This window comes from Pontibacter brevis, from assembly GCF_054779655.1.
Genome location: NZ_BAAGXV010000068.1, coordinates 11,297 through 29,886, shown reverse-complemented (window position 1 = coordinate 29,886; position 18,590 = coordinate 11,297). Strand labels below are relative to the sequence as shown.

The following is an 18,590-nucleotide window of genomic DNA, read 5'->3' as shown; positions in this document are numbered from 1 at the left end:
GAAGAACCTTGGTCAGACAGGAAAAGAAGGCTGATAATTACCTGGCATTCCTGCTGCTCGCGTGCATGAAGATAATGCTTAGGTATTTTTGAGATAGCTTCTAATTACTGCATCATGAATAAACTTCTACTTATGCTGGTTGTGCTGCTAACGGGCTCGGCTACAGTACTGGCACAGACAGCAGCCGACACCACCTGGCGGAGAACCTTTTCAGCAGGCATCAACTTAAACCAGGCAGCGTTCAGCGACAACTGGAAAGCAGGAGGTATCAGCTCTATTGCCCTGAACTCGCACCTGGATGCCCGGGCTGATTACAGCAAGGGCCGGGTTTCCTGGGACAATGAGGTGCAACTGCAGTATGGCCTTATCAAAAATAATGGCCAGGAAATGCGCAAAAGCATCGACCGTATTTACCTGGACTCCAAGTACGGTCATAAGCTTACGTCCGACTGGAACACCTTTGCTTCCGCTAACTTCCTCTCCCAGTTTGCTCCGGGTTACAATTACGACACCGATGCTGACGGCACTGATGTACTGATATCCAACTTCCTGTCGCCAGGCTTTCTCACCTTTGCCCTGGGTGCTGAGTATAAGCCCACCCCCTCCTTTTCCCTGCGCATGAGCCCGTTTGCACCACGATTTACTTTTTTAGTGGATGAGGACGTAGCCCAGACAGACCGCTACGGCGTGCCCGTAGGCAGTAAAGTACGCACCGAATGGCTGGCTGCTATGGTGCAGGCTAATTTTAAGCGCGACATTGCCACTAACCTGAACCTGCGGCTCAACTACATGGGCTACCTGAACTACGGAGAGTTTACTTTTAAAAGAGTGGATCACCGCCTGAACGCGGTGCTTAACGCCAAGGTGAACCGCTACATTAACGTAAACCTGACCGGCAACCTGATTTACGATTATGACCAGGATCCGGGCGTGCAGTACAGTCAGGCACTAGGCCTGGGCATACTGTACACATTGCGGGGCTTCTCACTGAACAGGTAAATTTTTTGCGCCTTCATTGCAGCGGATTCACGCAGCAACATCAATCCGCTGGCTGTTCCCGTATGCAGCAGATATGGCTGGCAAACAACGTGTTGTTATTTTCCTACTGCTTACGCTCCTGCTCCCGCACCTGAGCTATAGCTGGGGCTTCTTTGCGCACCAGCGCATCAACAGGCTGGCAGTGTTTACGCTGCCCCCGGAAATGATCGGCTTTTACAAAAAGCACATCCGCTACATCACTGAAAATGCTGTGAACCCGGACCGCCGCCGCTACGCTGTGGAATGGGAAGCTCCCCGCCACTACATCGACCTGGACGTTTACGGCGACAGCGCTTTATATAAATTGCCGCGCTTCTGGCAGCAGGCTGTAGAGCAGTATACCGAAGACACCCTGCAGGCTTACGGCATTGTGCCCTGGCACATCAGCCTGATGAAATACCAGCTGACGCAGGCATTTAAGGCCCGCGACCTTGACCTTATCCTGCGCCTGAGTACCGAACTGGGGCATTATGTAGCTGACGCCTGTGTGCCGCTGCATACTACTCAAAACTATAACGGCCAACTGACAGGCCAGCGCGGCATTCATGCCTTCTGGGAATCACGCCTGCCAGAGCTGTTCTCCGGCAACTACGACTTCTTTGTGGGCCAGGCGCAGTACATTGAGCAGCCACAGCTGCGGGCATGGGATTTGATAGCGAGCGCCCATACTGCCCTCGACTCTGTTCTGCTGTTCGAGAAGCAACTGACACAGGCATTTGATGAGGAAAAGAAATACAGCTTTGAGGTGCGGAATAACCTGACCACCCGCGTATACTCCCGCGCCTTCTCACAGGCCTACAGCGATAAACTGAATGGACAGGTAGAGCGACAGATGCGGCTGGCCATCCGCACCATTGCCGGTTACTGGTACACCGCCTGGGTAGATGCAGGACAGCCTGACCTCGGAACTTACCCGCAGGCACTCACGGCAGAAGAGCAGCAACGCCTTGAGATGGAGAAAAAAGAATATGATGCAGGCCCACACAAACCGCGGGAGGAAGGCGATAATTAAGCACCTCTTAGCCTGCGGACCAACTGCATCCGGGCTTCCCGCACGAGTTTCACACCCTTCGGCAGGCGGTTATACTTCAGCACCGGAATAGGCTTCACCTCGGGGCCAAAGCTTTTGTAAAAGTGAAGGATATCGGTCTCCCGCTCATCCGGGCTCTCAAAATCGAACAGCACCTCCTGGCTGGCATATTCCTGGATCATGTGGTCGATCAGGAGTGTGCGGCCATTCTGCTTCCGTCCGTGCTGCGGGGCAGCGTTGAATATATAAACGATACGCCCGCCCCATAGAATAAACAGGCAACCACTGTTTTTGCGCCCCTGCTTGTCCGTAGTATAGTAAAGTTTGGCCACGCCTTTATCCTCCAGCACCTGGTACAGCTGCCTGAGAGTTTCATAAGCGCTCTCTGCCACACCGCCGTAAATACGCCCGGCTGTTTCTTCTTTAAAAAACCGGATGATCGGCTCTATGTCATTACTCTCCCTAAGCTGCAGGCCTGCTTTCCAGGCACGCTTCAGGTTCATTTTCCTGTCCCGGGAGTACCCCTCGCGCAGTTTCTCATAACTGCTGCGTAGGTTCAGGTACAGCGTTAAGGTCTGCTCCACCTGCACCTCCGGCAGCAACAGCGAGGGCAAGCAGTTGTCAGTGTTAAAGTTGTAGTTAACTACATACCGGAAGCGCTGGTACATTTCCTTTGTGAAGGTCTGATAAGTAGCTTCGGCTATGCTTCCGTCCAGTGAATAGATGCCTAATTGCTGGCAAAACAGAGGCTGCTGCACATACCGCATACCCAGCTTACGCTGCCATGGCACCGGCATCACCGCTTTGTACCTGCCTGTGGCATCTGTTTCCACCACACCCTCCCAATTAGGCGATACGACATCCAGGTACCAGGACATAGCATACACTTGCCGCTGCGGCGACTGCGCTACCACAGTGTCCCATTGCTCCAGGTCTATGTCGGTGTGCTTTAGGTAGAGAACAGGCATTCTGTATGAGTAGGATGTTTTGATGAAAGCAGCAAGATACAAAAGTGCTGCAACATCTGTCATGTCACTCCTGGGCTTGCCCCCGGGCAGTACCTACACCAAAGTCTTTGTACAGGTGCTGCTATAAACCAAAAGAGGCCGCCCTGCACGGACAGCCTCTTTTGGTTTAAGCGTTAAAGTTTGTTTTAGGATACTACTATTGCAATAGTACCAACGACTGTAAAGTAGCCCGCGATAAGCCAATAGGCAATCGCGTCTTTACTACTTGAGTAAAAATTTTTCATGGCTGACATCCATTAAAGTTAAAAAACACTTATAAACCCCTGGCTGCCTTCTATTTAGTTTACGATACCATCCGAATGTTTGTTGAATATTTATATAAAAAAAAGCAATATTTACACAAGGTTATAACATTGATTTTCAGGAAGTTTAAGTGCAAAACCAATGGCCGCTGTCAAGCGGGCAACAGGTACAGAAACCACGGTCTGGCGCCTAAAAAACGATGAGGTGTAAGCACAAATGAACAAGAGTTCAGCCATTCCTATAACACAAAGGGCACAAAAAAAGGCCGTTGCAATGAAGCAACGGCCTTCCGGAATTTTACCAGGAGGTGCAAATTATGGAAGACTTACACCAGCTTCTTATAGCGGATACGCTGCGGCTCAGCATCGCCCAAGCGCTTCTTCTTGTTCTCCTCATATTCAGTATAATTGCCCTCAAACCAGTACACCTGCGAGTCTCCTTCAAAAGCAAGAATGTGTGTACAGATACGGTCCAGGAACCAACGGTCGTGGGAAATGATAACGGCGCAGCCGGCAAAGTTCTCCAGCGCATCTTCCAGCGCCCGGATGGCATTCACGTCCAGGTCGTTGGTTGGCTCATCGAGTAGCAACAGGTTGCCGCCTTCTTTCAGCGTCATGGCCAGGTGTACACGGTTGCGCTCACCACCCGACAGCTTGTCTACCTTTTTTTCCTGATCACCGCCCGTGAAGTTAAACTTGCTCACATAAGCACGGGACACCACCTGGCGGCCAGCCATCATCATGTGCTCTGTACCACCAGAAATCACTTCAAATACAGACTTGTTAGGGTCCAGCTGCGTGTGCTCCTGGTCTACATAGGAAATCTGCACGGTAGAGCCCACGGTAAAATCACCAGCATCTGGCTTCTCCTGGCCTGTTATCAGTTTAAACAGGGTGGTTTTACCTGCACCGTTTGGCCCGATGATACCCACAATACCGCCCTGCGGCAGCGCGAAGTTCAGGTCCTCGAACAGCAGTTTATCGCCATAAGCCTTGCTTACGTGGTTTACTTCAATTACCTGGGCACCAAGGCGCGGTCCATCCGGTATGAACAGCTCCAGTTTCTCTTCTTTCTGATTAGCGTCTTCTCCGGCTAGCTTATCGTACTGGCTGAGGCGTGCCTTCGACTTGGCATGGCGTGCCTTCGGCGCCATACGCACCCACTCCAGCTCGCGCTGCAGTGTTTTCTGGCGCTTGCTCTCCGACTTCTCTTCCTGTGCCAGGCGGTTTGCCTTCTGCTCCAGCCAGCTGCTGTAATTGCCTTTCCATGGAATACCCTCGCCACGGTCCAGCTCCAGAATCCAGCCGGCTACGTTATCGAGGAAGTAACGGTCGTGGGTTACGGCAATCACGGTGCCTTTGTATTGCTGCAGGTGCTGCTCCAGCCAGTCCACTGATTCCGCATCGAGGTGGTTGGTTGGCTCGTCCAGCAGCAGCACGTCCGGCTCCTGCAGCAGCAGGCGGCAAAGGGCCACCCGGCGCTTTTCACCACCCGACAGGTTTTCGATTTTAGCATCCTCCGGAGGCGTACGCAGCGCGTCCATGGCGCGCTCCAGGCGGTTGTCCAGTTCCCAGGCATTCAGCTGGTCCAGTTTCTCCTGCACCTCGCCCTGGCGCTCGATGAGCTTGTTCATCTCATCGTCCGTCATCTCCTCGGCAAACTTCATGTTTATTTCGTCGAACTCGCGCAGCAGGTTTACCACTTCGCTCACGCCTTCTTCCACCACTTCGCGTACCGTTTTAGTTGGGTCCAGCTGTGGCTCCTGCTCCAGGTAACCTACCGTATAGCCCGGAGACCACACCACCTCTCCCTGAAACTCTTTGTCGACACCTGCAATTATCTTGAGCAAACTAGACTTACCTGAACCGTTGAGACCCAGCACACCAATTTTGGCGCCATAGAAAAAGGACAGGTAAATATTCTTAAGCACTTGTTTCTTTGGCGGGTAAATTTTGCTTACCCCAGCCATCGAGAAAATTATGGTTTCGTTACTCATGCTGTAGTTTATAGTGTTATACTAATATTTCAATAGTAAAGAAAAGGGATTCCTTGCCCCGGCCTTGCAGCCTATCTCTCTGATATTTTATTTGTTAAAGAATTACAAATATCGTAAAAATTCATGCTACACGCTTCACAAAATTGGTTTTAATACTTAAACTTGTAAAAAAACAGTATGGGTATAGTATGTCCCGACTTATTTTAGCACCAGATTTTCTTTGTGGCGTTACCACCGGCTTTAAACACTAAAAAGGAAGCGCAAACGCTGCAGGTTAACCTGCGTATGCTAAGGTTAGTCTAATTCTGTCGCCTTACCCTATTTTTTCGACCCATAACCCTATCCAGTTAATGGAAAACAACGATCTATTGGAAGAAGCCAAAAAGTATGGCTTTATTCAGGACCAGCAAGTGTGGCTGAAGCCCTTTATGAACTACCCTGCACGGCAGGTAGGCGAAGTGAAAGAGTCTGAGGATGATTCGCTGGTTTATTTCGCGAAGCGCTTCGAAATGTTCCAGGACAAGGTAAAGAACCTGCTGGATCGTATCGAAATCTCTGAAAACAAAGGCTCTTTCCTGATGAAAGTGCTGCACATGAAAGAGCAGGTGGGAAACTATGATGCCTTAGGTGATTTCGAGAAAATCTACCACACCCTAAGCAAGGCGGAGGCTGACATAAACGAGACAATTAAGCAGAACCGGGAAAAGAACCTGACCACCAAAATAGCGCTCACACAAGAGGCGGAGGCCCTGGCAGACAGCATTGAATGGCAGGAGACAACGGATAAGCTGAAAGACCTGCGGGCCACCTGGATTAAAACAGGGCCTGTGGAGAAAGAGCTGACAGAGGAAATTGAGGAGCGTTTCAGAACGGCAATTGAGACTTTTTTTGAGCGGAAGAAAAACTTCTTTGAAGACAAGAAGAAGATGCAGAACCGCATCTACGACAAATACCGTGATCTTATCGCACAGTCAGTAGCTCTGCAAAACTCCGAAGACTGGGAAGGTACCACTGCCAAACTAAAGACTTTGCAGAACCAGTGGAAAGAAGTGGGCGGAACCCTGCCACGTAAAACCATGACCAGGCTGTGGACAGACTTCCGGAAGGCGCACAACCACTTTTTTGAGCGCCTGAAAAAGAAGATCAACAACGAGAAGAACGAATCCAGGGGGAAATACTACGAGGCGAACTTTGAACGCAAAAAAGAACTGGTAGAAGAAGGCGAGCAGCTTCTGCAGCAGCGCAGCCTCGGCGAAGCCGTGAAGCGCGCGAAAGAACTACAGGCCGAGTGGAAGAAGATAGGCCCTGTCAGCCCCGAGGTATCGGATATGATATGGGAACGCTTTATCAAAGCCTGCGACAAGGTGTTTGAGATGAGCAGCCTGGAGCACTACATCCGCAAGCGCCAGCAAACTGCTAACCAGCCATTATCTGAGACAGATGATCTGCAGGCTCGCATCAATGCGCTCAAAGATTTTATTAAGTCTGACAGGAACGAGCTGGAGGTACTGGAAGACAACCTGGGCAAGTTAAGCGATACCCCAGGCAACGATGCTTTCCGCAACATGCTGCAGGGCAAAATCAGAAACTTTAAGCGCAAGATCAACACAAAGACAGAGATGATCGAGGGGTTCAAAAATCAGCTTAGCGCTATCAGCAGGTAACAAATATATTTGGCATAAGCAATTTACACAGCACCTGTTGCCCCGGCAGCAGGTGCTGTTTTGTTAGCATCTTGCTCCTGCCTTGTCTCTCCTGCAGCTGTTGTTATAGATGCTCGCCGGAGGCAAAAAAATATTCGATCGATTTTGAACATTTGCGTATTTTTTGCGTTGTGTTGGTAAAAACAGACAAAAAAAGCAAATTTATTTTTGCTGAAAATTTTAGTTTTTGTTTTTATTTATACTTTTGCAAACCATTTCAAAAAGCCAATATTTTAAAGGAGAAAATACTATGTACTGGACACTAGAATTAGCATCATACCTGGAGGACGCACCTTGGCCAGCCACTAAAGATGAACTTATCGATTTTTCTATTCGCTCAGGTGCTCCAATGGAAGTTGTAGAGAACCTGCAAGCTCTTGAGGATGACGGACAGCCTTACGAGAACATCGAAGAAATCTGGCCTGATTATCCTACAAAAGAGGATTTCATGTTTAACGAAGACGAGTACTAAGCATAATTAAATTTAAAAGTCCGTGGATAGGAAACAACCTGCGGGAAGCCTTTTCCCAATTTCTGTCCCTGGATGCTGATTTCTGATTTAATTAGAATTTGATCGTTGAAGTAAAAAACCTGGTTGCGGGTTACGGACAGCGTGTCCTTATCCGCAACCTTTCTTTTTCTGTACCAGCCCCAACATTTATCGCCATCATAGGACATAATGGCGCTGGTAAAACAACGCTTTTCAAGGCGTTTCAGCAGAAGATCCCGTACCAGGGGCAACTGCTGGTGCAGGACCAGGACCTGAAGCAACTCGCTGACGCTACAGAACAAGGCCTGCTCTCCTACCTTCCCCAAAAGAACATTGTTGGGTTCCCCATCAAAGTACACGACCTCGTGGTGATGGGCCTCTTCCGGAAGAAGCGTTTTTTCCAGAACTACAATGCTGCTGACTATGAGCTGGCCGCTCAAACCATAGCGCAACTGCAGCTCTCCCACCTCCTGGATCACGACTTTACCACGCTTTCCGGTGGCGAGCAACAGCTGGTGTGGCTGGCGCAGCTGATACTGCAGGACGCAGCCATTAACCTGCTGGACGAGCCTACGCAGCAACTGGATGTATATTACAAAAATCAGGTATTTAAACTACTGCAGCAGTGGGTGCAGCAACAGCAAAAAACAGTGCTCTGCATCACCCATGACCTGCAAAACCTGTCCCCGCTACAGGGCTACCTGCTAAACCTCTCCAAACCTGCACCAACCTTAGAAGCCATCACACCAGAAGCTGTAAAGGCCAACCAGGCTTTCCTGGAGGCAGGGCGGCAGCCGGTACTGTAGTCTAGAAAAAGACATAACATCAAAAACAAGATACCTCTTTACTGGCGCCGGTATCCTACCAGTGACTTGGGATGCATGCGAGCCTCCAGACTCGCTTTTGATATCTGCAGCCAGTTTTGAGACGCAAAATATTGTATCTCTACAAGCAGGAATCCTGTGCATCCTTTCATCCTGAAAATCCTGATCCGGCAAAGGCTTCTGCTAACACAAGGTCCTCTGGTGTGGTAATTTTAATATTCCGGTAACTGCCATCTACCAGCACAATCTTCTCTCCTAGCTGCTCTACCACCGAGGCATCGTCCGTAAACTGTTCCTGCTCCGCTTGCTCATAAGCCTTTCTCAGAATATCCGCCCGGAAACACTGTGGCGTTTGCACCAGCTTATAGTTTACCCGCGGCACAGCCTGGCTTCCCCCGGGTGTCAGCTCCCGTATCGAGTCCTTAGGTGACACGGCTACCACGGCACTGCCATGCACAGCAGCCGCCTCATAAGCAGCTTTGATGGTAGCTGTATCCACAAATGGTCTTACTCCGTCGTGCACCGCTACCAGCCCCTCTCCCTGTACAGCATCCAGGCCATTCTTTACGGAAGCAAAACGTGTTGCACCGCCCGCTACAGCCATATGGAAAACCTTGAAGTCATGCTTCCGGCAAAGGTCACGCCAGGTGCTTAACTGTTGTTGTGGTAGCACCACAATCAGACGCAGGTTGGGGTTGTATTCATGAAACTGTGTGATGGTACGCATCAGGATAGGCTTGCCAGCCACCTCGATAAATTGCTTGGGCACCTCCTGCTGCATCCGGCTACCGGAGCCACCTGCCACTATAATGGCATATTCCGTAAATTGAGACATGGGAGTTAGAGGGTTAGAAAGTTAAAGAGTTAGAAAGTTGGAGAATATAGCGCGGGAGGAGCTAAGCATGTATAAAACAAGATGCCCCGACTTGAGTGGCCGGGGCATTTTTGAAAGGAACTATATGGCAGCTACTACAGCACCAGCATTACGTCGCCGTAGCTGAAGAAGCGGTATTTCTCTTTTATAGCCTGCTGGTATGCTTCCATGATGAGTTCATATCCGCCAAAAGCAGCCGTCATCATCAACAGCGTGGACTCCGGCATATGGAAATTTGTGACCAGTGCATTCGCTATTTTGAAATCATAGGGAGGGAAGATGAAACGGTCTGTCCAGCCTTCATTCGCTTTCAGGCGGTTATTGGCTGATACAGAAGATTCCAGGGCTCGCATGGTGGTGGTACCAATGGCCACTACACGCTTCTTGTTGTCAAGCGCTTTGTTCACCATCTCCACTGTCTCTGCCGGCACCATAAAGTTCTCAGAATCCATCTTGTGCTTTGTCAGGTCTTCCACATCCACCGGGCGGAAAGTACCTAAACCAACGTGCAGTGTCAGCGGCGTTACGTCCACACCTTTTATTTCAAGGCGCTTCAGCACTTCCTTTGTAAAGTGCAAGCCAGCGGTAGGAGCAGCTACGGCACCCACATTCTTGGCATACACTGTCTGGTAACGCTCCCGATCTTCCGGCTCTGCTTCACGCTTAATGTACCTCGGAAGCGGTGTTTCGCCCAGGTCGTTGATAGCCTTATAGAATTCCTCATCCGAACCATCGAAAAGGAACTTAATGGTACGGCCACGGGAGGTAGTATTGTCAATTACTTCGGCCACCAGGTCACTTTCACCAAAGTAGAGTTTGTTTCCTACGCGGATTTTACGGGCAGGGTCTACCAGCACATCCCACAGGTGGATATCTTTGTTTAGCTCACGCAGCAGGAATACTTCAATCTTAGCGCCTGTTTTTTCCTTGTTACCGTAAAGGCGTGCCGGAAAAACTTTTGTATCGTTCACCACCATCACGTCACCGTCATCAAAATACTCCAGGATATCTTTGAATATGCGGTGTTCTATTTTTCCAGTGTCGCGGTGCACCACCATCATGCGGGACTCATCGCGGTTTTCTGTGGGGTGGGTAGCTAAAAATTCTTCAGGAAGGTCGAATTTAAATTCGGATAATTTCATATATTAAATATTACGGTATTTAATGTGTTCTGCTTCTGATACGTTAACAGCTAAGCCCCTGCCGGGGTTCATATATATCTGTTCAGTAGAAACCAAAAAATCAAGCCTCAAATTTACTCAGTTTGGCCGAATATTTCTTACTTTTAAGGAAATTACTTCGTCCCGTTATAACCGGGCTTAGAAAAAAACTATGATATACCTCCGTCTGGTAGCTGAGAGCTTTCGATTTGCATGGCAGGCCCTGCGGGCAAACATGCTGCGCACGTTCCTTTCGCTGTTGGGTGTCACAATAGGTATTTTTGCCATCATCTCCGTATTCACGCTGGTAGACTCACTGGAGCGTAACGTGCGCGACAGCATGAGCTTTATAGGCGAGAAGGTAATTTATGTGCAGAAATGGCCCTGGACTTTCGGGCGTGGCACACCCTGGTGGAAGTATTTTCAGCGGCCGGAGCCTACCATGCGCGAGTTTCGCCAGTTGGAGCGCCACCTGACCATGGCGAACGGTGTGGCTATCTTCTCCGACCGCGGGAACAACACGTTTAAGAGTGGCAACAACAGCTTCAGCGACGCTACTTTAATGGGTGTGTCTTACGACTTTAACAAGGCAATGGAAGTGCCTATTGAGAGAGGCCGCTATTTTGTACCACAGGAGGTAAATGCCGGGCGCAATGTAATGATCATTGGGCACGAGGCTGCCGAATCGCTCTTCCCCAGGCAGGAGGCAATAGGGCAGCAAGTTAAAGTAGGCGGCCAGAAGTTCCGCATTATCGGTGTGCTCGAGAACCAGGGTGAGAGCCTTTTTGGCGGCCCTCCCTTCGACCAGATGGGCATTGTGCCGTACCTGGCTTATAGTAAAATGTTCGCCACCGGTCCTAATGGCGTGTCCTCCACCATTGTGGTAAAAGGCCGCGACGACGACCCGGGCCTGCTGGAACTGGAGTATGAAACACGCGGCATTATGCGCACCATACGTGGCCTGCGCCCCCGGGATGAGGACAGCTTTGCCATGAACCGCCCTGAAATGGCCACACAGGCCATCAGCGGCTTTTTCGAAGTGATAGGTTTAGCCGGTTGGGTAATAGGCGGCTTTGCCATATTGGTAGGCGGCTTTGGCATTGCCAACATCATGTTCGTATCGGTAAAAGAGCGGACCAACATCATCGGGATACAGAAATCGCTGGGCGCCAAAAACTATTTTATTTTGTTTCAGTTCTTATTTGAGTCGGTGTTCCTGAGTTTACTAGGCGGTGCTGCGGGTATTCTGCTGGTATTCCTGCTCACGCTTATTCCGCAGGACATGATGGCAATAGCGCTTTCAGCAGGCAACATTATACTGGGCCTTGGCGTATCGGCCGTGATAGGAATGCTGTCTGGTATCATCCCGGCTGTACTGGCCTCAAACCTGGATCCTGTTATTGCCATCCGATCCAAATAAAACAGACTGATCAGCCTGCTGCTGCTCCCTTTGCTGTATTGCAGCAGCCATTAAAGATTTTTTGAGATGAAAGGCACCTGCTCTTAAGGTGCCCGGGAGCTTTAAGTTCCTGAAGAAGACGAAGAAATTATGACGAAACTTAGAAAGACAAGTAAAACAAAGCTTCACGATGAAACAGTGAACACAGGCAGTGGACAGACAATTTTGAAGCCGAATGTAAACGAGAATAAAGCACGCTCGGTAAGTGACTTGCGCGACAGTGGCGAGTCTACGGCACCACCTGCCTCTGAAGAAGATAAAAGAATACGCCAGGCTTTCGTAGACAAAGACTGGAACGAGATAAAAATTGCAGACTCCTGGCAGATATTCAAAGTGATGTCTGAGTTTGTGGAGGGCTTTGAGAAGTTAGCTAAAATTGGCCCCTGCGTTTCTATATTCGGCTCGGCCCGCACCAAAAGCACGCACAAATATTACCAGATGGCAGAAGAAATTGCCGCTAAACTGGTACGCCACGGCTATGGTGTGATTACGGGTGGTGGCCCGGGTATTATGGAGGCCGGTAACAAAGGCGCCCATTCTGAGGGTGGCAAATCTGTGGGGCTGAACATCCAGCTGCCGTTCGAGCAGTTCAACAACATTTACATCGACTCTGACAAGCTTATCAACTTCGATTATTTCTTTGTGCGCAAAGTGATGTTCGTAAAATATGCCCAGGGCTTTATTGTGATGCCGGGCGGGTTCGGAACATTGGATGAGTTGTTTGAGGCGATTACGCTTATTCAGACAAAGAAGATTGGTGCTTTCCCGATTGTACTGGTGGGCCGCTCTTTCTGGGGAGGCCTGATGGAATGGGTGGAGAATGTAATGCTGAAGGTGGAAAACAACATCAGCCCGGAAGACATGGACCTGGTGCATATTGTAGACGATGCCTCGGAAGCTGTAAAAATAATTGACGACTTCTACAGCCAATACCTGCTGTCTCCAAACTTCTAACAGGATACTTCCTGACTATACTCTACAACAGAAAAGCAGACCTCTCATGGGTCTGCTTTTCTGTTATAAAGGAAAAGACACGTAATTATTTTATTTTTGCTGCGCCTAACTTAAAGGTCTCATACACGAAAATCCTCCTGATGTCTGACAACCGCACCGCTATACTGAATTGCTCCCTCAGCCTTTTTGCCGCCAAAGGCTACGATGCTGTGGGCGTGCAGCAGATAGTGGAAGCCGCCGGCATCAAAAAGCCAACCCTTTACCATTACTTTGGCAGCAAGCGCGGAGTGCTCGAGGCGCTCATGCAAGAGCAGTTCACCCCTTTTATGTCTAAACTTGCCCAAGCGGCAACTTATACTGGTGATCTGCCGCTCACCCTGCAGCGCGTGCTAGAGTGCTACTTTCACTTTGCCATGCGTGCTCCTACCTTATACCAGATGCACCTTGCCGCCTGGTACGGCAACCCTGAAAATGAAGCCTCTCAGGTCATCACACCCGCCATCAGGCAGCAGCATCAATTACTGGAGGACATGTTTCAGCAGGCAGCAAAGGACCATGGTAACATGCGGGACCGCCACCAGGTGTATGGAGCTACTTTCCTGGGCATGATCAACACCTATGTAGTTCAAGCTATGCGCCAACAGGTAGAGTTAAATGCAGAGACTGTGAAGAAGGCATTACAGCAGTTTTCATATGGTATTTACTCTTAAACTTTAAGAAGCTGGTTTTATTTCCTACTTTTGTATACCGAACGGTACGTATACAGGCATAGAAATAACAAAAATGCATCATAAAGCAACCACATGGGCCTCAAGGGCCATTTTCTACCATATCTACCCCCTTGGCTTATGCGGGGCTCCTTCTCACAATGATTTCACCTCTCCAGCAGCACCTCGCCTGGAGGCTGTCCATAACTGGATAGCGCACATAAAAGACTTAGGCTGTAACGCCCTGTACCTTGGCCCTGTTTCCGAGTCCGGCACCCACGGCTATGACACCGTAGACTACTACAGTGTGGACCGTCGTCTGGGAACAAATGATACACTGAAGGAGCTTATCGCACAAATGCACGCAAATGGTATCAAGGTAATCCTGGATGGGGTTTTCAACCACGTGGGGCGTGACTTCTGGGCCTTTCGCGACCTGCTGGCCAATAGCGAAAGTTCCCCCTATCGCCATTGGTTTTCTGGTGTAGATTTTAGCCGGAGTAGTCCTTATGGTGATGCCTTTGCTTATGATGGCTGGAATGGCCACTATAGTTTGGTAAAGCTCAACCTTCATCACCCGGATGTACGCGCGCACCTCTTTTCCGCGATACAAATGTGGGTAGAGGATTTTAAGATTGATGGCCTGCGCCTGGATGCCGCCGATGTGATAGACCTTACCTTTCTCCGCGACCTGGCAGGCTTCTGCCACGAGCTTTGTGCTGACTTCTGGCTTTTAGGCGAAGTGATTCATGGAGACTACCGCCGCTGGGCAAACCCGGAGATGCTCGACTCCACAACCAACTACGAGTGTTATAAAGGCCTTTACTCAAGCCACAACGATAAAAACTATTTTGAGCTGGCGTTCTCGCTTAACCGGCTGTTTGGGGAGCAGGGCATTTACAAAAATATCCCGCTCTACTCCTTTGCCGATAACCACGACGTAAACCGCATCGCCAGCACTTTGCATAACCCGGCGCATCTGTACCCGCTCCACATCCTGCTCTTTACCATGCCCGGGGTACCTTCCATTTACTATGGCAGCGAATGGGGCATCAGCGGGACGAAGTTACCGGGCACTGATGCACCACTAAGGCCAAAGTTACTCCAACCCGATGCGGTGAGTCCGAAGCCACATCCGGCACTGCCAGCCACTATCAGTCGTTTAGCTGACATCCGGAAAAAACATGCTGCGCTGAAGTATGGCAGTTATCGGCAGGTGCATGTCGCGCACGAGCAGTTTGCCTTTTCCCGCCGCACAGAAGAAGAGCACTTTGTCGTGGTGGTAAATGCTGCCAGCACGCCGGCCAGTCTTTCAATGAAAGTGGAGGTACCTGACGGGCGCAAGCTGGTTGACCTGCTGGAACCGCAGCAGCAATTCGCAGTCCAGAACGGGCAGGTGCATATAGGCGAAGTGCCAAGCTGCTGGGGAAGAATACTACGGGTGCTGTAGAAGGAACTTATATATAGGGTCCCCGCCGGGAGCTTTTTACCTGGCAAAGCATGCTCTGCTTTCAACCTGCAGGTAAACGACCGGAGGAGGAAAGATGCTTCACCTTTCCCCGCCTCCTTGCGTACACTTTCACATGAGTATAAGAACACTACTTCTTAAAAGAGCGAAGAGAAGGCTAAGGAACAAATTAAAGCTTCAGGAAAGGCTAAACCTGGAAATGCGGGATAAACTTGCCATGGAGCGGACCAAACTGGCCAACGAGCGGACCTTTATGGCTTATATGCGTACGGCCATGGCGATGGTACTGGCGGGGCTTACCTTTGTTAAGGTTTTTGAAGATGACCCATTTTACATCGGGGTTGGGCTTACGTTTGTTCCGCTTGGCCTGGCCGTTGCTGTTTTTGGTTACTACAGGTTCGCTAAAAAGAAGCGGGAGGTGGCGCGGCACACATACGCCTATGCCCCCACCAGCACGGTACATGCCGAGGTGGCAGAAGAGGAAAACCCGGAGCCGCAGAACGTGTCGCCTTAGCAGCGCAGCATGTTGCCCCTGCACCTTTCTGGCTTAACACCATAAAACGCACCTTCTCTAAACCAATTGCCGCTGGTTACTGTTAAGAAGGGTTAGGATTTTGCTGCCGCAGAAGCCTGAGATTATGTACCTTTGCTATTTAAAATAATACACGCTGCATGGCTTTCAACCAAGAGCAACAAGTAACAACAACCGGCATCCCTACAACTGATACTGCCACCACCGCGCCTGCTATGGCCGGGGAAGCGCAACAGATTGAAGTGTACGGTGCCCGTGAACATAACCTGAAAAACATCTCTATTAAGCTGCCGCGCTACAAGTTAGTGGTGTTTACCGGCATTAGTGGATCAGGCAAATCATCCCTAGCTTTTGATACGATTTACGCAGAAGGGCAGCGCCGCTACATGGAAACTTTCTCTGCCTACGCCCGCTCGTTTATGGGCGGCCTGGAGCGCCCGGACGTAGACAAAATCGAAGGACTGTCGCCGGTCATCTCTATAGAGCAGAAAACGACGAGCCGTAACCCCCGCTCCACGGTGGGCACCATCACAGAGATTTACGACTTTATGCGCCTGCTCTGGGCGCGTACCGCAGAAGCTTTCAGTTATGTGAGTGGCGACAAAATGGTGCGCCAGAGCGATGACCAGATTGTGAACCACATCCTGGAGAACTTCGACGGGAAGCGCATTGTAGTGCTGGCACCGGTGGTCAAAGGCCGCAAGGGCCATTACCGCGAACTGTTCCAGCAAATCCGCAAGATGGGTTTTATACGGGCCCGCGTAGACGGCGAACTGGTGGAGGTGACGCCAAAGATGCAGGTAGACCGCTACAAAATCCACGACATCGAAATGGTGGTGGATAAGATTGTGGTGAAAGAGGACGACCGTTTCCGTTTGTCTGGCTCTGTTCAGAATGCCTTGACGCATGGCAAAGGCACCGTGCTGATATTGGACGCTGACACAAACCAGACACACTTCTACTCCCGCCACCTGATGGACCCTGCCACGGGTATTGCCTACGACGACCCTGCTCCGAACAGCTTCTCCTTTAACTCCCCTTACGGTGCCTGCCCTGTTTGCAACGGCTTGGGAGAGATACAGGAGATAACCGAGGAAACGGTGATTCCGGACAAGAGCCTGAGCATTCGCCGGGGTGGTATTGCCCCGCTGGGCGAGTACCGCGACATCTGGATTTTTAAGCAGATTGAAGCACTGTTCAAGCACTTCAAAGCCTCTGTGGCCACACCTATCAAAGACCTGCCCGAAGACCTGCTACACATCCTGCTATATGGCCTGGAGGAGGACCTGGAGGTAAGCACCAAGAAAGGCAACTACATTGTAGAGTTCGAGGGCATCATCAATTTCCTGAAGGGCCAGATGGAGTCAGACTCTGATAACATCCGCTCCTGGATAGAAGACTTTACTCAGACCTCCGTTTGCCCTGAGTGCAACGGCTACCGCCTGAAGAAAGAGTCGCTGCACTTTAAGATAGACGGCAGGAACATCGGTGAACTGTCGGTACTGGACATCAACAAGCTGGCAGCATGGTTTGAGGGGCTGGAGGACAGGCTGAGTGAGCGCCAGAACGTGATTGCACGGGAACTGCTGAAAGAGATTCGCAAGCGCATCGGCTTCCTGCTGGATGTGGGCCTCGATTACCTGAGCCTGCACCGCCCGGTACGCACGCTTTCCGGTGGCGAAAGCCAGCGCATCCGTTTGGCTACGCAGATCGGCACACAACTCGTGGGGGTGCTCTATATCATGGACGAGCCAAGCATTGGCCTGCACCAGCGCGACAACGAGCGCCTTATCAATGCCCTGAAAGACCTCCGCGACCTTGGCAACTCCATTATTGTGGTGGAGCATGACAAGGACATGATCATGCAGGCAGACTATGTGGTGGATATCGGACCTGGCGCGGGTATACATGGTGGCCAGGTGGTAACAGCCGGTACACCAGCGCAAATGTTGCAGGCAGGCACCACCACCGCCGACTTCCTGAGCAACCGCCGTGGCATCTCTGTAATGCGGACGAAAAGGCCCGGAACCGGACAGACACTGCGCCTGATTGGGGCCACAGGCCATAACCTGAAAAACGTAACACTGGAGCTGCCCCTGGGCAAAATGATTTGTGTGACCGGTGTATCGGGTAGCGGCAAGTCTTCGCTAATCCACGACACGCTGTACCCTATCCTGAACACGCACTTTTTCCGGGCAAAGCGGGAGCCACTGCCATATAAAAGCATAGAAGGCTTAGAGCACATCGACAAGGTAATTGAGGTAGACCAGTCGCCGATTGGCCGTACGCCGCGCTCCAACCCTGCTACTTATACCGGTGTGTTCACCGACATCAGAACATTGTTTGCGCAGCTGCCGGAGGCGAAGATAAGAGGCTACTCCCCTGGTCGCTTCTCTTTTAACGTGAAAGGCGGGCGCTGTGAGGCCTGTGAGGGTGCTGGTATGCGCACCATCGAGATGAACTTCCTGCCGGATGTATATGTGCCCTGCGAGGTCTGCAAAGGCAAGCGCTACAACCGCGAAACACTGGAAGTACGTTTCAAAGGCAAGTCTATCACGGATGTTTTGGATATGACCGTAGAGCAGGCTGTAGATTTCTTTGACAGTCAGCCACGCATCCTGCGCAGGATACAGACACTGAATGAAGTGGGCCTGGGTTACATCACCTTAGGCCAGCAGGCCACCACCTTATCCGGCGGCGAGGCACAACGCGTGAAGCTGGCAACAGAGCTATCGAAGAAGGATACAGGCCAGACGCTTTATATCCTGGATGAGCCTACAACGGGCTTGCACTTCCAGGACATCGAGCACCTGTCTGATGTGCTGCACAAGCTAACGAACAAGGGCAACACAGTGCTCATCATTGAGCACAACCTCGACCTGATTAAGGTAGCCGACCATATCATCGACATTGGCCCGGAAGGTGGTGAAGCAGGTGGTACCATTGTGGCCACCGGCACACCGGAAGAAGTAGTAGCCGCAGGCAAAGGCTATACAGCAAGGTTCCTGAAAGAAGAGCTGGAAACGAGCCATTACCGCGGAAACGACGAAGGCTAAGGCTTGGATACATGATGAAAAAGGAGCG

The 18,590-nt window shown here is 50.7% G+C and carries 15 protein-coding genes; 11 read left to right on the top strand and 4 right to left on the bottom strand.

Annotated features, from left to right (window positions below; translation table 11 throughout):
- Positions 1 to 114: 114 nt before the first annotated feature.
- Both ACYVB1_RS14620 and ACYVB1_RS14615 read left to right on the top strand, forming a co-directional pair.
- Positions 115 to 999, top strand: a complete 885-nt coding sequence (locus ACYVB1_RS14620; protein ID WP_460924521.1) for a DUF3078 domain-containing protein — start codon at positions 115 to 117, stop codon at positions 997 to 999.
- Between the two features lie 73 nt (positions 1,000 to 1,072).
- Positions 1,073 to 2,050, top strand: coding sequence for a zinc dependent phospholipase C family protein (locus ACYVB1_RS14615; protein ID WP_460924520.1), 978 nt, complete (start codon positions 1,073 to 1,075; stop codon positions 2,048 to 2,050).
- On the opposite strand, the gene ACYVB1_RS14610 is transcribed toward ACYVB1_RS14615, so the two are convergent.
- On the bottom strand, positions 2,047 to 3,036 hold the full coding sequence (locus tag ACYVB1_RS14610) for a GNAT family N-acetyltransferase (RefSeq protein ID WP_460924519.1): 990 nt from the start codon (positions 3,034 to 3,036) through the stop codon (positions 2,047 to 2,049). The two genes, ACYVB1_RS14615 and ACYVB1_RS14610, sit on opposite strands and share 4 nt — an antisense overlap.
- Positions 3,037 to 3,664: 628 nt before the next feature.
- On the bottom strand, positions 3,665 to 5,335 hold the full coding sequence (ettA, locus tag ACYVB1_RS14605; protein ID WP_460924518.1) for an energy-dependent translational throttle protein EttA: 1,671 nt from the start codon (positions 5,333 to 5,335) through the stop codon (positions 3,665 to 3,667).
- Positions 5,336 to 5,685: 350 nt separating this feature from the next.
- On the opposite strand from ettA, the gene ACYVB1_RS14600 reads away from it, so the two are divergent.
- From ACYVB1_RS14600 to ACYVB1_RS14590, 3 genes are all read left to right on the top strand, one after another.
- Entirely contained in the window at positions 5,686 to 6,999 is a 1,314-nt protein-coding gene (locus tag ACYVB1_RS14600) for a DUF349 domain-containing protein (RefSeq protein ID WP_460924517.1), read from the top strand.
- Between the two features lie 289 nt (positions 7,000 to 7,288).
- Positions 7,289 to 7,510 (top strand): DUF2795 domain-containing protein, encoded by a 222-nt coding sequence (locus ACYVB1_RS14595; protein ID WP_025608825.1) that lies wholly within the window; start codon positions 7,289 to 7,291, stop codon positions 7,508 to 7,510.
- Positions 7,511 to 7,608: 98 nt separating this feature from the next.
- Positions 7,609 to 8,334 (top strand): ABC transporter ATP-binding protein, encoded by a 726-nt coding sequence (locus ACYVB1_RS14590; RefSeq protein WP_460924516.1) that lies wholly within the window; start codon positions 7,609 to 7,611, stop codon positions 8,332 to 8,334.
- A gap of 166 nt (positions 8,335 to 8,500) precedes the next feature.
- Here the strand turns inward: ACYVB1_RS14590 and ACYVB1_RS14585 are convergent, their stop codons facing one another.
- Together ACYVB1_RS14585 and queA are read right to left on the bottom strand one after the other, a co-directional pair.
- The gene (locus ACYVB1_RS14585) at positions 8,501 to 9,187 is read right to left on the bottom strand and encodes a 2-C-methyl-D-erythritol 4-phosphate cytidylyltransferase (protein WP_460924515.1); all 687 of its coding nucleotides are present in this window, start codon (positions 9,185 to 9,187) and stop codon (positions 8,501 to 8,503) included.
- Positions 9,188 to 9,321: 134 nt separating this feature from the next.
- A complete protein-coding gene (gene queA, locus ACYVB1_RS14580) occupies positions 9,322 to 10,368 on the bottom strand; it encodes a tRNA preQ1(34) S-adenosylmethionine ribosyltransferase-isomerase QueA (RefSeq protein WP_460924514.1) in 1,047 nt (348 codons plus the stop codon).
- Positions 10,369 to 10,558: 190 nt separating this feature from the next.
- Here queA and ACYVB1_RS14575 point away from each other — a divergent pair, with 190 nt between their 5' ends.
- The 6 genes from ACYVB1_RS14575 to uvrA all read left to right on the top strand — a co-directional run bounded on the left by ACYVB1_RS14575 (position 10,559) and on the right by uvrA (position 18,562).
- Entirely contained in the window at positions 10,559 to 11,806 is a 1,248-nt protein-coding gene (locus tag ACYVB1_RS14575; RefSeq protein ID WP_460924513.1) for an ABC transporter permease, read from the top strand.
- Positions 11,807 to 11,935: 129 nt separating this feature from the next.
- Positions 11,936 to 12,799 (top strand): LOG family protein, encoded by an 864-nt coding sequence (locus ACYVB1_RS14570; protein ID WP_460924512.1) that lies wholly within the window; start codon positions 11,936 to 11,938, stop codon positions 12,797 to 12,799.
- A gap of 140 nt (positions 12,800 to 12,939) precedes the next feature.
- Positions 12,940 to 13,509, top strand: a complete 570-nt coding sequence (locus ACYVB1_RS14565; RefSeq protein ID WP_460924511.1) for a TetR/AcrR family transcriptional regulator — start codon at positions 12,940 to 12,942, stop codon at positions 13,507 to 13,509.
- Positions 13,510 to 13,582: 73 nt separating this feature from the next.
- The gene (locus ACYVB1_RS14560; protein ID WP_460924510.1) at positions 13,583 to 14,956 is read left to right on the top strand and encodes an alpha-amylase family glycosyl hydrolase; all 1,374 of its coding nucleotides are present in this window, start codon (positions 13,583 to 13,585) and stop codon (positions 14,954 to 14,956) included.
- A gap of 217 nt (positions 14,957 to 15,173) precedes the next feature.
- Positions 15,174 to 15,488, top strand: a complete 315-nt coding sequence (locus ACYVB1_RS14555) for a YidH family protein (protein ID WP_460924509.1) — start codon at positions 15,174 to 15,176, stop codon at positions 15,486 to 15,488.
- A gap of 158 nt (positions 15,489 to 15,646) precedes the next feature.
- Positions 15,647 to 18,562 carry an excinuclease ABC subunit UvrA gene (gene uvrA, locus ACYVB1_RS14550; protein WP_460924508.1) on the top strand — a complete coding sequence of 972 codons (2,916 nt, stop codon included), beginning with the start codon at positions 15,647 to 15,649 and terminating at the stop codon, positions 18,560 to 18,562.
- The last annotated feature ends 28 nt before the right edge of the window (positions 18,563 to 18,590 follow it).

What these genes read in the sequence shown, in the direction of transcription:
- ACYVB1_RS14620 (WP_460924521.1), top strand. Translation starts at nt 115, where the DNA reads ATGAATAAACTTCTACTTATGCTGGTTGTGCTGCTAACGGGCTCGGCT.
- ACYVB1_RS14595 (WP_025608825.1), top strand. Translation starts at nt 7,289, where the DNA reads ATGTACTGGACACTAGAATTAGCATCATACCTGGAGGACGCACCTTGG.
- ACYVB1_RS14610 (WP_460924519.1), bottom strand. Translation starts at nt 3,036, where the DNA reads ATGCCTGTTCTCTACCTAAAGCACACCGACATAGACCTGGAGCAATGG.
- ettA (WP_460924518.1), bottom strand. Translation starts at nt 5,335, where the DNA reads ATGAGTAACGAAACCATAATTTTCTCGATGGCTGGGGTAAGCAAAATT.
- ACYVB1_RS14565 (WP_460924511.1), top strand. Translation starts at nt 12,940, where the DNA reads ATGTCTGACAACCGCACCGCTATACTGAATTGCTCCCTCAGCCTTTTT.
- ACYVB1_RS14560 (WP_460924510.1), top strand. Translation starts at nt 13,583, where the DNA reads ATGCATCATAAAGCAACCACATGGGCCTCAAGGGCCATTTTCTACCAT.
- ACYVB1_RS14615 (WP_460924520.1), top strand. Translation starts at nt 1,073, where the DNA reads ATGGCTGGCAAACAACGTGTTGTTATTTTCCTACTGCTTACGCTCCTG.
- ACYVB1_RS14585 (WP_460924515.1), bottom strand. Translation starts at nt 9,187, where the DNA reads ATGTCTCAATTTACGGAATATGCCATTATAGTGGCAGGTGGCTCCGGT.
- ACYVB1_RS14570 (WP_460924512.1), top strand. Translation starts at nt 11,936, where the DNA reads ATGACGAAACTTAGAAAGACAAGTAAAACAAAGCTTCACGATGAAACA.
- ACYVB1_RS14600 (WP_460924517.1), top strand. Translation starts at nt 5,686, where the DNA reads ATGGAAAACAACGATCTATTGGAAGAAGCCAAAAAGTATGGCTTTATT.
- ACYVB1_RS14575 (WP_460924513.1), top strand. Translation starts at nt 10,559, where the DNA reads ATGATATACCTCCGTCTGGTAGCTGAGAGCTTTCGATTTGCATGGCAG.
- uvrA (WP_460924508.1), top strand. Translation starts at nt 15,647, where the DNA reads ATGGCTTTCAACCAAGAGCAACAAGTAACAACAACCGGCATCCCTACA.
- queA (WP_460924514.1), bottom strand. Translation starts at nt 10,368, where the DNA reads ATGAAATTATCCGAATTTAAATTCGACCTTCCTGAAGAATTTTTAGCT.
- ACYVB1_RS14555 (WP_460924509.1), top strand. Translation starts at nt 15,174, where the DNA reads ATGCGGGATAAACTTGCCATGGAGCGGACCAAACTGGCCAACGAGCGG.